14 protein-coding genes are annotated in these 15,176 nt (G+C 49.8%); 12 read left to right on the top strand and 2 right to left on the bottom strand.

Features of this window, described 5'->3' with window-relative positions:
* Window positions 1-167 precede the first annotated feature (167 nt).
* Together BZG82_RS04580 and BZG82_RS04575 are read left to right on the top strand one after the other, a co-directional pair.
* Window positions 168-1,163, top strand: a complete 996-nt coding sequence (locus BZG82_RS04580) for a porin (protein ID WP_077765262.1) — start codon at window positions 168-170, stop codon at window positions 1,161-1,163.
* Window positions 1,164-1,266: 103 nt separating this feature from the next.
* Window positions 1,267-1,914, top strand: coding sequence for a YccT family protein (locus tag BZG82_RS04575; protein ID WP_077765261.1), 648 nt, complete (start codon window positions 1,267-1,269; stop codon window positions 1,912-1,914).
* A 113-nt stretch (window positions 1,915-2,027) separates the two neighbouring features.
* Here BZG82_RS04575 and BZG82_RS04570 read toward each other — a convergent pair whose 3' ends face one another.
* Window positions 2,028-2,402, bottom strand: coding sequence for a hypothetical protein (locus BZG82_RS04570; RefSeq protein WP_077678158.1), 375 nt, complete (start codon window positions 2,400-2,402; stop codon window positions 2,028-2,030).
* Window positions 2,403-2,824: 422 nt separating this feature from the next.
* On the opposite strand from BZG82_RS04570, the gene BZG82_RS04565 reads away from it, so the two are divergent.
* The 10 genes from BZG82_RS04565 to BZG82_RS04520 all read left to right on the top strand — a co-directional run bounded on the left by BZG82_RS04565 (window position 2,825) and on the right by BZG82_RS04520 (window position 13,358).
* Window positions 2,825-3,241, top strand: a complete 417-nt coding sequence (locus BZG82_RS04565; RefSeq protein ID WP_077479125.1) for a YbaN family protein — start codon at window positions 2,825-2,827, stop codon at window positions 3,239-3,241.
* Between the two features lie 38 nt (window positions 3,242-3,279).
* Window positions 3,280-3,825 (top strand): adenine phosphoribosyltransferase, encoded by a 546-nt coding sequence (apt, locus tag BZG82_RS04560; RefSeq protein WP_077661758.1) that lies wholly within the window; start codon window positions 3,280-3,282, stop codon window positions 3,823-3,825.
* A gap of 77 nt (window positions 3,826-3,902) precedes the next feature.
* Window positions 3,903-6,008, top strand: a complete 2,106-nt coding sequence (dnaX, locus tag BZG82_RS04555; protein ID WP_077765260.1) for a DNA polymerase III subunit gamma/tau — start codon at window positions 3,903-3,905, stop codon at window positions 6,006-6,008.
* A 24-nt stretch (window positions 6,009-6,032) separates the two neighbouring features.
* Window positions 6,033-6,362, top strand: a complete 330-nt coding sequence (locus tag BZG82_RS04550) for a YbaB/EbfC family nucleoid-associated protein (RefSeq protein WP_077479122.1) — start codon at window positions 6,033-6,035, stop codon at window positions 6,360-6,362.
* 3 nt (window positions 6,363-6,365) lie between these two features.
* Window positions 6,366-6,974 (top strand): recombination mediator RecR, encoded by a 609-nt coding sequence (recR, locus tag BZG82_RS04545; protein ID WP_077765259.1) that lies wholly within the window; start codon window positions 6,366-6,368, stop codon window positions 6,972-6,974.
* 173 nt (window positions 6,975-7,147) lie between these two features.
* Complete coding sequence (locus BZG82_RS04540; RefSeq protein WP_077765258.1) at window positions 7,148-7,921, top strand: GmrSD restriction endonuclease domain-containing protein; 774 nt, start codon at window positions 7,148-7,150, stop codon at window positions 7,919-7,921.
* 194 nt (window positions 7,922-8,115) lie between these two features.
* Window positions 8,116-10,011 carry a molecular chaperone HtpG gene (htpG, locus tag BZG82_RS04535; RefSeq protein WP_077479120.1) on the top strand — a complete coding sequence of 632 codons (1,896 nt, stop codon included), beginning with the start codon at window positions 8,116-8,118 and terminating at the stop codon, window positions 10,009-10,011.
* Between the two features lie 155 nt (window positions 10,012-10,166).
* Window positions 10,167-10,811, top strand: a complete 645-nt coding sequence (adk, locus tag BZG82_RS04530; RefSeq protein WP_077455231.1) for an adenylate kinase — start codon at window positions 10,167-10,169, stop codon at window positions 10,809-10,811.
* Between the two features lie 181 nt (window positions 10,812-10,992).
* Window positions 10,993-11,967 (top strand): ferrochelatase, encoded by a 975-nt coding sequence (hemH, locus tag BZG82_RS04525; RefSeq protein ID WP_077765257.1) that lies wholly within the window; start codon window positions 10,993-10,995, stop codon window positions 11,965-11,967.
* A gap of 89 nt (window positions 11,968-12,056) precedes the next feature.
* On the top strand, window positions 12,057-13,358 hold the full coding sequence (locus BZG82_RS04520; protein ID WP_069588683.1) for an inosine/guanosine kinase: 1,302 nt from the start codon (window positions 12,057-12,059) through the stop codon (window positions 13,356-13,358).
* A 71-nt stretch (window positions 13,359-13,429) separates the two neighbouring features.
* Here BZG82_RS04520 and asnB read toward each other — a convergent pair whose 3' ends face one another.
* Window positions 13,430-15,097, bottom strand: a complete 1,668-nt coding sequence (gene asnB, locus BZG82_RS04515; RefSeq protein WP_077455228.1) for an asparagine synthase B — start codon at window positions 15,095-15,097, stop codon at window positions 13,430-13,432.
* Window positions 15,098-15,176 lie beyond the last annotated feature (79 nt).

Here is a 15,176-nt window from a genome sequence, read left to right as displayed (position 1 = left end):
CTGTACGGTTTAGGGTGAGTTGACAGAATCCCAATTGTTCTGCACGATTACCCACGAAGTTTCAGTGGATTGGCATTTTGTTCTTTGCAGCATTATGACAGCCACCATATAACAGAGTTCCAAAAAAGAACTCATAATGACTAAATAGAAAAGGCAGTGGATTAACCATGAAAAAGACTATTCTAGCAATGGCAGTTCCAGCTCTGCTGGCTGCTGGCTCAGCATCTGCAAGCATCAACCTGTATGACGCAGACGGCGTTAAAGTAGACCTATCTGGTGCAGCTGAAGTTCAATACTTCCAAGATATTGGTAATGATAAAGATGGCATGTGGCGCCTAGATGATGGCGACCTTGCTGTTAATACTGAAGTTGCAGTGTCGCCTGAAATGAGCGTACTGGCTGGTATGTCATTTGAGTTTGAATCAGAAGAAGCTCTGACTAAAAACGCAACGAACGGTAACGTTGAAAACAAAGAACTGTTCGTAGGTTTCAAGAGCGACAGCTTCGGTCAAATCACTTTCGGTCGTCAGTATCTGATCAGCGATGACAGCGGCATCACCAAGGACTATGAGCTGTCAAAAGCTTCATTTAGCCTTGAAGAAACCAGCCATGGTGACCAAGTTGCTAAATACATTTATGACAACGGCACCCTTTATGGTGGTGTATCAACCTATCAGAAGAGCGATGGCGAAGACGACGGTACTGCAGAGCTGTCTATTGTTGATGCTCGTCTAGGCTACCGCGTAGCTGACTTTGATGTTCGTGGTTATTACTACAAAGCTGACGACGGTAATGTTAAGCTCAACGGTACTCCTACTGACGTAGATGTTACCGCCTATCAATTCGAAGTTGAGTATGCTGGTATTGAGAACGTGAGCCTAGCGGCTTCATATGGTAACGCCCAAGCAGACGCGATTGGTGGTGCAAACGACGTTATTAACACAGACGCCTTCTCATTGGCAGCTGACTATACCATGGGTAACACTACGTTTGCCGCTGGTTGGGATCGCCGAGATCCTGAGAAAGGTGACAACGTCAATGGTTACTACGCAAACGTCACTTATGCACTGCACAGCAATGCGAAAGTTTATGCTGAAATCGGTGATACCAACGCAGATAACGCTGACCTAGGTTACGTTGCAGGTATGGAAGTTAAGTTCTAATCGAGCTTAACGATACCACTACAGCATGTAGTATTCGTTCTAAAAAGCCGCCTTCGGGCGGCTTTTTTATTTATGGTATTGGCAAAGCAGTGAGAAAAGAATCATGAAGCAGTTGAAATGGGCTGGACTAGCGTTGGGTGTCACCCTGTTGTCAGGTGTCGCTCAGGCCGCAACGATCACCTCAGCACGGGGTGTTGAGTTTTTGGTGATTGATGGCACCGAAGTGGAATTTGACAGCTGGGCGCCTCAGCAAAGTGTTGAACTAAGCGATGGCAAACACCAGTTAGTGATGCGCTATGAAGGGGAAGTGAAGCGCGGCAGCAAAGATGTTGTTTTTACATCTCGCCCTTATGTGTTTGATTTTAATGTCGATGGACGTGATGCCACCATTGATATTGATACCCGCCTTTCGGCACAAAGCCAAGCGTCGAGCTATTTTGCTTCAGGCCCACAATGGCAAGCGGAGTTCGAGAGTGGCGAGGTGATGCCGTTGAACGCGATTGAGCTTAAAGGTGACGGTTTTGCTGCTTACGCAGATATGGAAGCGTTAGTGGCAGACTATAACCGCGCCAATGGTATTATTTTCGACCAAGGTGAAAGCAAAAACCTCAATGATGTTTTGGTCGAAGTGGATGAGGAAGGCAAAGCATCCATCAAGGGCGATGCTCTCTCACAACTTAAACTTTGGTATACCAAAGCAAGCGATCAAGAACGCAAGTCTTTCCGCCGCTGGATTATCGACCAAGAATAATGTGGCATGGTTTGACTCAAGCACAAAAAACGCCCAGCCAAAGCTGGGCGTTCGTCGCTTAAACAGCGAGAAACAGGCTACAAGCGAAAGTAGACCGACACAGTATCACTAACTTAGTGCGGGTCCGTCGCAACACGGCGCTGCGCGGGATCGTGATGGTAGTAGTTTGATGTGCGACACTGAGGACAGCGCTGTTCTGCCGCATCTTGCATCAAATCACTGAGCGGTATTTGGCTCTCACAATCGGCACACAGGCCGTAGATCTCCAAATCCATGGCACACAAAGAGGCGTCCACTTTCTCCAAACGATCGCCTAGGCAACGAATCGCGCCTGGCAGGCTTTGACTTTCTTTTATTAAGTCAGTCACATTGAGATTATCGCATTCCTTTTCCCAATCTTCTCGTAATCGAGTGGTTAGGGTTGCGATCAGCTCCGCTTGCTCGGTTTCGAGCTCACGCCGAAGCTGTGCGAGGGTTTTTGTATCCATGGTCAGTTCGCTTGATTGGCTGAAATGACGTTTATCATGGATCACCCACCCCACTTGTTACCCTGATGTAAATCAAGAATAACGATAAAACCTTACAAAAGGTCCGTTTTTAGCGGTTGAAAGCTGAGCTATAGTAGCGCTTCACTGTTGTTAAGTTGTTGTGAGTAGAGATAACAAAATGGAACATGATTTTAAAGAGCCGTATAGTCTGAAGTATTTCATTGGATTTTTACTGGTACTCCTTATTCCCACCTTGCCAGCAAGCCTGACTTGGATCGGTATTTTGTTTGGTCGTTAATTATCCTGGTGGACCGCGTTCAGCGGTTAAATGCGGTATTGTGCTGTACTGGCCGGGTGAGGGTCACTACACTTGTTAATGTGTTTCATTTCACCGTCAGGCCAGAACTTTGCGAGACCACAGCATGCAACACTCACTGCCATCTTCTTCTCCCCGTTGGCGCTGGCTTTGGAATAGCCTTGGTTGGCTGTGGGTCGGCTTAGGTACGGCGGGTATTTTTTTGCCGGTGCTACCAACGACGCCGTTTTTACTGCTGGCGAGTGGTTGCTTTATGCGTGGTTCGCCTCGTATTGCTAACTGGCTGCATGCACATCCTACCTTTGGGCCTATCTTGACTGATTGGTATCAAAAACGCGCCATTAGTCGTAAGGTAAAAGTACGAGCCACCGTGATGATTCTGGCCAGCTTTGCTTTTTCTATTTATATAGTCAGCTTTGTTTGGCTAAAAGTCATGCTGCTAATTTGCTTAATTGTGCTGTTATGCTGGTTTCTCCGCCTGCCTGAGACAGAATCTGTTGCCGCCTCGGCTGAAAATTCATAACATTGCGGTTTGCGTTTTTTTACCGGCGAGTATTGGCCATGAGCAACGACAGCCTGAATGTCATTAAACAAAGCATCAAAACCATTCCTGATTACCCAAAGCCTGGGATCCTTTTTCGCGACGTAACTAGCTTGATGGAAGATCCGATTGCCTATCAGGCAACCATAGATACACTCGCGAGCCAGTATCGTGACATGGGTTTTACCAAAATCATCGGTACCGAATCGCGCGGGTTTTTATTCGGCGCCCCGTTGGCACTGGCGATGAAATTGCCGTTCGTCCCGGTACGAAAACCCGGCAAGCTGCCTCGTGAAGTTATCAGTGAAAGTTATCAACTTGAATATGGCGAAGACACGCTAGAAATTCATCGTGATGCGATTAGCAGCGGTGATAACGTGCTTGTCATTGATGACTTATTGGCGACCGGTGGTACCATTGAGGCGACAGTAAAACTTGTGCGTCGTCTGGGCGGTGAGGTGAAGCATGCGGGCTTTGTCATCAGCCTACCCGATATTGGTGGTGAGGATAAACTTGCCCAAATGGGTGTTAACGTATTCAGCCTGTGCCAATTTGACGGCCACTAGTCTCTCTCCATACTGGGGCGCTGTGCGCCCTTGTTACGCTCCGCCTCATTGGATATTCAAATAGGAAGCCGAGAAACATGAGTTATCAAGTACTCGCACGTAAATGGCGGCCACACAGCTTTGATACCGTGGCAGGGCAACAACATGTACTGACTGCGCTTGCCAACGCGCTTGACCACGATCGTTTGCATCATGCTTACTTATTTAGTGGTACCCGTGGGGTAGGTAAAACCACCATCGCGCGTATTTTTGCCAAGGGGCTGAATTGCGAGCAAGGCGTTTCTTCATCACCTTGTGGTCAGTGTCAAACGTGCCGAGAGATTGATGAAGGGCGTTATGTCGATTTATTAGAGATCGATGCGGCATCGCGCACCAAGGTTGAAGATACCCGTGAGTTACTGGATAACGTTCAGTACAAGCCTGCGCGTGGTCGCTATAAGGTGTATTTGATTGACGAAGTCCATATGTTGTCTCGTCATAGTTTCAATGCGCTGCTCAAAACGCTAGAAGAGCCGCCTGAGTATGTGAAATTCCTATTAGCCACTACGGATCCGCAAAAGCTGCCGGTGACTATCCTGTCACGCTGTTTGCAATTTCACTTAAAGCATTTCGATGCCAGCCAAATTCAAACCCAGTTAGAAACCATCTTGGCGCAAGAGGGCGTAGATGCTGAGTCGCGTGCGTTGATGCTACTTTCTCGCGCGGCTGAAGGCAGCATGCGTGATGCACTGAGCTTAACCGACCAAGCGATTGCGCTAGGCAACGGCCAAATTACCACGGCATCGGTTAGCGACATGCTGGGTACACTGAGTACAGATCACGCATTGATGCTGCTTGAAGCGCTGGTGAACTACGATGCGGTGGAGCTGATGAGTGCTTTAGAGCAGATTGCTCACATTGGCGTTGAATGGGACGGTTTACTCAAAGAGCTGGCTGGGCAACTGCATCAAATCGCTTTACTGCAAGCGTTACCTAATACGCATAGCGAGGCGTCACCGGACAAAGCACGCTTGCATGCACTGGCGACCCGACTGTCGCCACAAGATGTGCAATTGTGCTATCAAATGGCGCTGCAGGGTCGTCAAGATTTACCGTATGCTCCTGATGGACGTGCGGGGCTGGAAATGGTGTTGTTGCGGATGTTGGCATTCCAACCGGTCAAAACAGTCCCCTATGAACCCAAGGCGATTTCTGTGCCGACCCAAGCCCCTCAAACGCAACAGGCTGCGACTCAGAAACCGCATACCGATCCGGCTCAGGCGATTGGGGCGTTAAAAGCGCAGGTGCAGCAAGCAACATCGACGCCAAGGGAGCAGGCTGCGTCAGCTCCTCAATCGGCGCCACCTCAATCACAACCTGAGCCACAGGCGCAACAGCCAGCGTCGACGCAGCCGGATAGGGCGGAGGAAGCTCAGGCTGCCCCTCAATCTGCGGCATCCAGTTTGATTCAGGCGCGGAATCAACTTCGTAGTCGCATGAAACGTCAATCGAGTCAGACGGATAACACGCCAAAAAAGACTGAGCGGACATCGGCCAAGCAAGATGCGTTATCAGTGCTGGATCGTATTACTGCGAATGCCCAGCCTGCGTCGCCGGTGTCCGACTCCTCTTTTGAGCAAGCGCCGGCGGCATTGTCTCATCAAAAAACGGCTGAAACGGCGCCGGTGTCTGATGAACCTTATCAATGGACGCCGACTCAACCGCAGCCCGAGAAAGCGACAGCCACGCATTTAACGCCAAATGCGCTTAAAAAGGCGCTGGAGCATGAAAAAACACCAGCGATGCGGGACAAGCTTGTCCATGAAGCGAACGCTGAGGATCACTGGTGTGCGTTGGCAGACAGTTTGGTGGTGCCGCGCTTGGTGAAGCAAATGGCACTGAATGCGTCGATGGTGCGTGAGGGCAATACGGTGGTGTTGACCTTACGTCCTGATCAGGCTCACCTCAATAAAGAAAAAGCACAACAACAGCTCGCACAGGCCTTGTCTCAGGCCCTAAATGCCCCCATAACATTGGAAGTCCATTTAGGCGATAGCGGGCGAACGCCATTGGAGTGGCGAGAACATCTCTATCAACAAAAATTAGCGCAGGCGACACAGAGCTTGCATAATGATCCGAATGTCGGTTTTATTCTGCAGCGTTTTGCTGCGGAACTGGATGAAGACAGCATTCGACCAATTTAGAACACCTAACCAAGAGAGAGAATTATGTTTGGTAAAGGCGGAATGGGTAACCTGATGAAGCAGGCGCAGCAAATGCAAGAGCGCATGCAAAAAGTTCAGGAAGAAATTGCCAATATGGAAGTCACCGGTGAGTCGGGCGCAGGCATGGTAAAAGTCACCATGACGGGTAGCCATAGCGTTCGTCGAGTTGAAATCGATGACAGCCTAATGGAAGACGACAAAGACATGCTGGAAGATCTGGTTGCAGCCGCATTCAATGACGCCGCACGTCGTGCCGAAGAGCAGCAAAAAGAGAAAATGGCCGAAGTGACGGGTGGTATGCAGTTACCACCAGGCATGAAAATGCCGTTTTAATCCATGCGTACCAGTCAGTTACTTGAACAACTGATGGACGCGCTGCGCTGCATGCCTGGGGTCGGCCCCAAATCAGCGCAGCGTATGGCCTATCATCTGCTTCAACGCAATCGTCAGGGTGGTATCGAGTTGGCGCAAGCGCTGACTGCAGCGATGACAGAGATTGGTCATTGCAGCCAGTGTCGCACCTTCACTGAAGAAGAGGTTTGTGCGATTTGCGACAATCCTCGACGTCAGCAAACGGGCTTAATTTGTGTGGTTGAAAGCCCAGCGGATATCGCCGCGGTTGAAGCGACCGGGCAATATTCTGGGCGTTACTTTGTATTAATGGGGCATTTGTCGCCATTAGATGGTATTGGTCCTGCCGATATCGGCTTAGACGTGTTGGAAAAACGCCTCACGCATGAGCCCATTGAAGAGCTGATCCTCGCTACCAACCCAACCGTTGAAGGCGAAGCAACGGCGCAATATATTGCAGAGCTATGTCGAGAACACGATGTGCAAGCTAGCCGTATTGCCCACGGTGTGCCTATGGGTGGAGAGCTTGAGCTGGTGGACGGCACCACACTCTCACACTCGATCATTGGCCGGCAGCGCTTAAGCTATAACTAGCTGAGAAGCATGACGCGCTGTACCATGACGCACTAATTTCTAAGCCTGACTTGGTCAGGCTTTTCTTTTTTTCTCCTCCTTGACTAGTAAGTGTGCAATCAATCATTTGATTGTTGACAAACTAGTCGTTAAGCGCTGTTGTGTAATTACTCATTACTAAACGTGCTTAACGTATGAAGCGTTTTCTCTCTTTCTTTCTTGTAAACTTCTTTCTCGCAAGCGCATTGGTCAGTAACCTGGCTCAGGCCGAGCCAGTTAAGCGCTCAAAATCGGGCATTTGTCACGACACCAATAGTCCCTATTACACCCGCGTCACGCGATTTACCGCATTTGACTCGCTGTCAGCCTGTCTTGAGGCAGGCGGGCGCTTACCTAAGCGGGCGACGTCTTCTCCAAAAGCGCTTGTCCATCAAGAAACCAACGCGGCGTTGCGCGATGGGCGTCCTTTCTCTGGACCCTATCAGCGAGACCATTGGCCCCATTGGTTGGACGAGGACAAAGATTGCCAAAACACCCGTGCTGAAGTCCTGATTGCCCGGAGCCAAGTGCCTGTGACCTACACACGGGATAATCGCTGCACGGTTGCCACGGGATTATGGGTTGGCGCGTTGACGGGCCAGTCGTTTACCCAAGCCAGTGATGTCGACATTGATCACCTTGTGCCATTGAAGTGGGCCCACGGTCACGGTGGCGAGGTATGGTCTCGGAAGAAAAAAGCCCAATTTGCCAATGACCCCGACAACCTGCTGATCGCCGATGATGCGCTGAATGCACAAAAAGGCGCGAAAGGGCCTGATGAATGGCTGCCGCCGGTCGAGACACTGCGTTGTGACTATGTCTATCGTTTTGATCGTATCGTCGCCCGTTACCAACTCCACTACGTGCCCAGTGAGCGGGAGGCCGTGAACCATTGGCTTGCCGCCTGTGGTTACGGGCCGCGGGGATAGCAAGGCTGGGTGAACTTGTGGCTGCTTTGCTTGATGACGCGAATAGATGACTAAGTGATTTATTTTTGGTCAGTTAAGCCTTGAAAGCGTCGCGAGCGGCCCCTATATCCAAAGAGACTTTATCCAATTCGTCATCAGGTGGTCCGCTTCGGGCTCACTTGGCGTTTAATTATCATAGCTTTAGGTAGATTGACATGAGCGTGAAAACCCCAGAAAAACACCAGTTTGGCTCTGATACATCCAAGCTGTTGCAATTGATGATCCATTCACTCTACTCAAACAAAGAGATTTTCCTGCGTGAGCTAGTCTCGAATGCGTCAGACGCGGCGGACAAGCTTCGTTTTAAAGCACTTTCGGCCCCTGAATTGTACGAAAATGATGGGGATTTACGTGTACGCCTCTCAGTAGACAAGGATGCAGGTACGCTGACTATCTCTGATAACGGCATTGGTATGAGCCGAGATGATGTGATCGCCAACCTTGGGACCATCGCGAAGTCAGGGACAGAAGAGTTTCTAAAGCAACTCAATGAAGATCAAAGCAAAGATTCCAACTTGATTGGTCAGTTTGGCGTGGGCTTTTATTCTGCCTTTATCGTTGCCGACAAGGTGACCGTGCACACCCGTGCTGCCGGTCTGGCGGCAGACCAAGCTGTATGCTGGGAATCTACCGGTGAAGGCGAATACACCTTAGAGCCTATCGAGAAAGCTGAACGCGGCACCGATATTATCTTGCATCTAAATGACGATGAGAAAGAATTCCTCAACGACTGGCGCTTGCGCGAGGTGATTGGCAAATACTCTGATCACATCGGTATTCCGGTTGAAATGTGGACCGTCGAAAAAGACGACGAAGGCAAGGAAACTGGCGAGGGCAAATGGGAAAAGGTCAATAAAGCACAAGCTTTGTGGACCCGTTCTAAATCAGACATTAGCGCGGACGAGTATAAAGAGTTTTATAAGCACGTCTCACACGATTTCGCGGAGCCACTGACATGGAGCCACAACCGTGTCGAAGGTAAAAATGACTACACAAGCTTGCTATACGTCCCGTCGAAAGCGCCGTGGGATCTGTTCAACCGTGAGCACAAACACGGTTTGAAACTGTACGTGCAACGCGTGTTCATTATGGATGATGCGTCGCAATTTATGCCAAGTTACTTGCGCTTTATCCGTGGTCTGATTGACTCGAATGATCTGCCGCTCAACGTCTCTCGTGAGATCTTGCAAGATAACAAGATCACTCAATCACTGCGCAGTGCTTGCACTAAGCGCGTGCTATCTATGCTCGAGAAGTTGGCTAAAAACGACGCGGAGAAGTATCAAACCTTCTGGCGTGAGTTTGGTCTGGTACTTAAAGAAGGTCCGGCTGAAGACTTTGGCAACAAGGAAAAAATTGCGGGCTTGTTGCGCTTTGCCTCGACGCATGAAGACAGTGCGGAGCAAACCGTTTCATTGGCGGACTACGTGTCGCGCATGAAAGACGAGCAAGAGAAGATTTACTACATCACTGCAGATAGCTATAACGCTGCGAAGCACAGCCCACACCTTGAGCAATTCAAGGCGAAAGGCATTGAAGTTATCTTGATGTACGATCGCATCGATGAGTGGCTGATGAGCTACCTCACTGAGTTTGATGGTAAGCAATTCCAAGCGATTACCAAAGCAGACCTGGATCTTAGCCAGTTTGACGACGAAGAAGCCAAAGCCAAGCGTGAAGAAACCGAAAAAGCGTTTGAGTCTGTGGTCGAGCGCGTGAAGTCTCATTTAGGTGAGCGCGTGAAAGATGTTCGTCCGACGTTCAAACTATCCGGCACGCCTGCGGTCGTGGTGACCGACCAATTTGAGATGGGCACCCAGATGGCGAAACTGCTCGAAGCGGCTGGGCAACAAGCACCGGAAGTGAAGTATATCTTCGAGCTCAACCCAGAGCATGATCTTGTCAAGCGTATGGCGGATGAGAGCGATGAAGAGAAGTTTGGTACCTGGGTAGAAATGCTGCTAGGCCAAGCGATGCTGGCAGAAAAAGGAAGCATGGATGATCCGTCTGAGTTCTTGGCGTCGGTGAACAAGCTTCTGACTAAGGTATAATCGACAACGTGCTGTGAAAGCGACATACTGAACAGCGACCAACAAGCCCGGCCGGATTGCCGGGCTTGATAGCGTTTCGTGAAGCGTGTATGTTTCGGGTCTTTGCGAATAGACGCAGTTTTACGAAACTCCAAAAACGATAAAAGGGGATCACTATGCGCATCATTCTGTTGGGTGCACCGGGCGCGGGTAAAGGGACGCAAGCGCAGTTCATCATGGAAAAATACGGGATTCCGCAGATTTCTACCGGTGACATGCTGCGCGCCGCGATTAAAGCGGGCACTGAGCTGGGCAAACAAGCCAAAGCGGTTATTGATGCTGGCGAGCTGGTGTCGGATGACATCATTCTGGGTCTGGTTAAAGAGCGTATCTCGCAAGATGATTGTGCCAAAGGGTTCTTGCTAGATGGGTTCCCACGTACAATTCCACAAGCGGATGGCCTAAAAGAAATCGGTGTTGCGATTGATTACGTGCTCGAGTTTGACGTGCCAGACGATGTGATTGTGGAGCGTATGAGTGGTCGTCGTGCTCACTTGGCGTCAGGCCGCACCTACCACGTGGTGTATAACCCACCGAAAGTGGAAGGCAAAGACGATGTGACTGGTGAAGAGCTGGTTGTTCGTGATGACGACAAAGAAGAAACAGTGCGTGCGCGCCTGAAGGTTTACCATGATCAAACCGCGCCTTTGATTGCTTACTACAAAAAAGAGGCGGATGCAGGCAATACGCAGTACTTCACCTTTGACGGCACCCAAGCGGTGGCAGACGTCAGTGTTGAGATTGAAAAAGCCCTAGGCTAACACTGGATGTTCTCCCAAGGAGAAGATTGAGTATATCGATTGCAGAAACCGGAGCAGACGATTAGTCGCTCCGGTTTTTTTATGGCAAGCTAGCCCAAAATCAAATTGTTACCGTACTGGTTCGGGTAAATCGTTTATACGCCAGTCTGTTCTAAGATTGCCGCCAAGGAATACAATCAAAATGACGGAAAAACACAATCAAGTCGGTGTGCTATTGGTCAACCTCGGAACCCCAGAAGCGCCGACCTCACAGTCAGTGAAAGCCTTTCTTTCTGAATTTCTACATGATCATCGTGTGGTTGATTTAACCCGTTGGTTATGGTGCCCATTATTACATGGCGTGATACTGCCGATTCGTTCACCGAAAGTGGCTAAGCTGTATCAAAGTATTTGGATGGAGGAGGGGTCGCCACTGATGGTGTATGCCAAACGTCAGCAAAAAGCGCTGGCTGAACAGGTGTCGGTTCCGGTTGCGCTTGGAATGACCTACGGTAATCCGTCGATTGCCCAAGGGCTTGATGAGCTGCAAGCAAAGGGCTGCGACAAGGTGTTGGTCTTGCCGCTTTATCCACAATATTCTGCCACCACCACCGCCGCGGTTTTCGATAAAGTGGCTAAATCATTGAAAGGGCGCCCAGTGATCCCTGCGTTGCGGTATGTGAACCACTATCATGATCACCCGCTTTATCAAGCCTCGTTAGCCCACTCGGTGAAGCAGCATTGGCAAGCGCATGGGAAAGGTGACTTGCTACTTTGTTCTTATCACGGCATACCGCAGCGTTTTGCCGATAATGGCGACCCTTATCCTCGGCACTGTGAGCAAACCACATCGCTGCTGCAAGCGGAACTCGGGCTTGCGGATAACGAGATCATGATGACCTATCAGTCCCGTTTCGGACGAGAAGAGTGGCTCAAGCCTTACACCGATAAGACCTTAGAGACGTTACCCAGCAAAGGGGTGAAAACCCTCGATATTATGACCCCAGCTTTTTCGGCTGATTGTCTTGAAACCCTAGAAGAAATTGCTGAGCAATGTCGTGACACCTTCCTCGAGGCAGGTGGCGAACGCTTCCGATTTATTCCATGCTTAAACGACGATGAGGCTCATATTCACCTGATGGCGTCGCTGGTGGCCCAACATACACAAGGTTGGTAGGGCAATAAATTTCATCGTGTAGACGCTACGCATGCGCGAATTCTGTGATAGAATTCGCGCCTCCCTTCCATTAGCTAGTTACACGAACCATGAAATTTCCAGGACAACGCAAGTCTAAGCACTATTTTCCGGTTCACGCCCGTGATCCTTTGCTCAACCCAGCCAGCGAACGTGGCTTTAAGCGCCCGCACGTGATTGGTATCGACCAAACCTTGGTCGACATTGAAGCAAAAGTGCCTGATGAATTTCTGGAGCGGTATCAGTTAAGTAAAGGGCACTCGCTTGTCATCGACGATGAGCGCGCAGAAGCACTGTATCAAGAATTGAAAGACAACAATCTTGTCACTCATGAGTTTGCGGGTGGCACCATCGGTAACACCTTACACAACTATTCAGCGCTGGCGGATGATCAATCTATCTTGCTAGGGGTGATGAGCCAAGATATTCGAATAGGTAGCTATTCTTACCGCTACCTGTGCAACACCTCAAGCCGGATGGATCTTAACTACCTGCAGCCAGTGCAGGGCCCAATTGGTCGTTGTTACGCCTTGATTGGCGATTGTGGTGAGCGTACGTTCGCCATCAACGAAGGCTTGATGAACCAACTCCATCCTGATTCAATTCCTGAGCATATCTTTGAAAACGCTTCTGCGTTGGTACTCACTGCGTATTTGGTTCGCTGTAAAGAAGGTGATCCAATGCCGCAAGCGACCATGCGCGCCATTGAATATGCGAAAAAGCACAACGTGCCCGTGGTTATGACGCTCGGCACCAAGTTTGTGATTGAGCAAAACCCACAATGGTGGCGTGACTTTCTTTCCGAGCATGTTAGCGTCGTGGCGATGAATGAAGATGAGGGTGAAGCCTTAACCGGTGAGAGCGATCCGCTCTTAGCGGCCGATGCTGCACTGCAGTGGGTGGATATGGTGTTGTGTACTGCAGGACCAATTGGTTTGTATATGGCCGGTTACACTGAGGATAAGTCGAAACGTCAAACCACCTTGCCGTTGCTGCCAGGTGCGATCCCTGAATTCAACATGTATGAATTTAGCCGTCCGATGATGAAAGCGGACTGTGAAACGCCGATTAAAATTTACTCTCACATTGCTCCCTATATGGGGGGGCCTGAGCGGATTAAGAACACCAATGGTGCTGGAGATGGTGCTCTATCAGCGTTGCTGCATGATATGTCTGCGAATCGCTATCATCGTGATAACGTGCCCAATTCGAGTAAGCACCAATACCCATTTATGACCTACTCCTCTTTCTCGCAAGTGTGCAAGTATGCCAACCGTGTCAGCTATGAAGTGTTGGCGCAGCACTCACCGCGTTTATCACGTGGGCTGCCTGAGCGAGAGGATAGCCTTGAAGAGGCGTATTGGGAGCGATAAGCCTCTAGTAAAAAAAACCGCCAATCGGCGGTTTTTTGTTTCTAATCTATGGTGTGCCCATCATTTTGCGCTTATTGATACGCTTTTTCATGTACAGTGCGTACGGCACGACCAGACGGATCGGCTTGGTTTTTGAAAGATTCATCCCACTCAATCGCTTTGGCACTTGAGCAAGCGATCGACGGGCCGCCCGGTACGCATTTCGCCGCATCGTCGAGCGGGAAGAGCTCTGCAAAGATCTCGCGGTACATATACGCCTCTTTAGTGGTTGGCGTGTTATAAGGGAACCGGAATGCCGCGGTCTCGAGCTGCTGATCCGTCACCTTCTCTTCGGCGATCGCTTTTAAGGTATCAATCCAGCCATACCCAACGCCATCACTGAATTGTTCTTTTTGGCGCCATGCTACCGAATCAGGAAGTAGGTCTCCAAAGCATTCGCGGATAATGTGTTTTTCCATTTTTCCGTTGCCGCACATCTTATCGTCTGGCTTGATCTGCATCGCCACTTCTAAGAAGGCTTTGTCGAGGAAAGGTACGCGTGCTTCCACGCCCCATGCTGCCATGGATTTGTTCGCACGTGCGCAGTCAAACATGTTGAGAGCAAGTAACTTACGCACCGTTTCTTCGTGAAACTCTTTCGCACTTGGCGCTTTATGGAAGTATAAATACCCGCCAAAGACTTCATCGGCGCCTTCACCGGAGAGCACCATTTTGATCCCCATCGCGCGGATCTTACGAGACATCAGGTACATCGGCGTGGAGGCACGGATTGTGGTGACGTCATAGGTTTCGATGTGATAAATCACGTCACGAATCGCATCCAGCCCTTCTTGAATGGTGTAGGTAAACTCATGATGAACCGTGCCAAGATGATCCGCCACTTCCTTGGCGGCTTTCAAATCGGGGGCGCCTTCAAGGCCGATAGCAAACGAGTGAAGACGAGGCCACCATGCTTGGCTTTGATCGTCATCTTCGATGCGGTTGGCCGCAAATTGTTTGGTGATGGCAGAAATCACGGACGAGTCGAGTCCACCAGAAAGCAACACGCCGTAAGGAACGTCGGTCATTAGTTGGCGGTGAACCGCGGCTTCGAGTGCTTCTTTCAACGCCGCTTTATCGGTTGTGTTTTCTTTCACACCGTCATAATCCATCCAATCACGCTTGTAATAGCGCACCGGCTCGCCTTGTTTACTCCATAGGAAATGGCCCGGAGGAAATTCACTGATGCTCTTGCACACAGGCGTTAAGGCTTTCATTTCCGAAGCCACGTAGTAGTTGCCGTGTTCATCATGACCGTGGTAAAGCGGAATAATACCAATGTGGTCACGGCCAATCAGGTAGGCATCTTGCTCCTCATCATAAAGGATAAATGCGAAGATACCGTTGAGGTAGTCAAGCAGCTCAGGTCCTTTTTGCTGATACAAAGCGAGAATGATTTCGCAATCTGACTCGGTTTGAAATGGATAGTCAGGAGCAAACTCAGCACGCAATTCTTTGTGGTTGTAAATTTCGCCATTGACCGCTAATGCTTGGGTTTTATCTTGGTTATATAAAGGCTGGGCACCACTGTTTAGATCGACAATCGCTAAACGCTCATGGACCAAAATAGCTTTCTCGGATGAGTAAATGCCCGACCAGTCAGGACCACGGTGACGCATGGTTTTGGACATCTTTAAAGCCACTTCACGGAGCTGCTGTGGGTCGGTTTTTATATCAAGCACCCCAAACACTGAACACATACTTTCCTCTCAAATTCATCTAGCCAACAAGGCGATAACAGGTTGACAACCACTCTGCCTTGCACGATCAGGATAGACA

Source organism: Salinivibrio sp. PR5, from assembly GCF_001996085.1.
GTDB lineage: Bacteria > Pseudomonadota > Gammaproteobacteria > Enterobacterales > Vibrionaceae > Salinivibrio > Salinivibrio proteolyticus.
The sequence above is the reverse complement of the archived record's forward strand: the minus strand, read 5'-3'. Positions and strand labels throughout refer to the sequence as shown.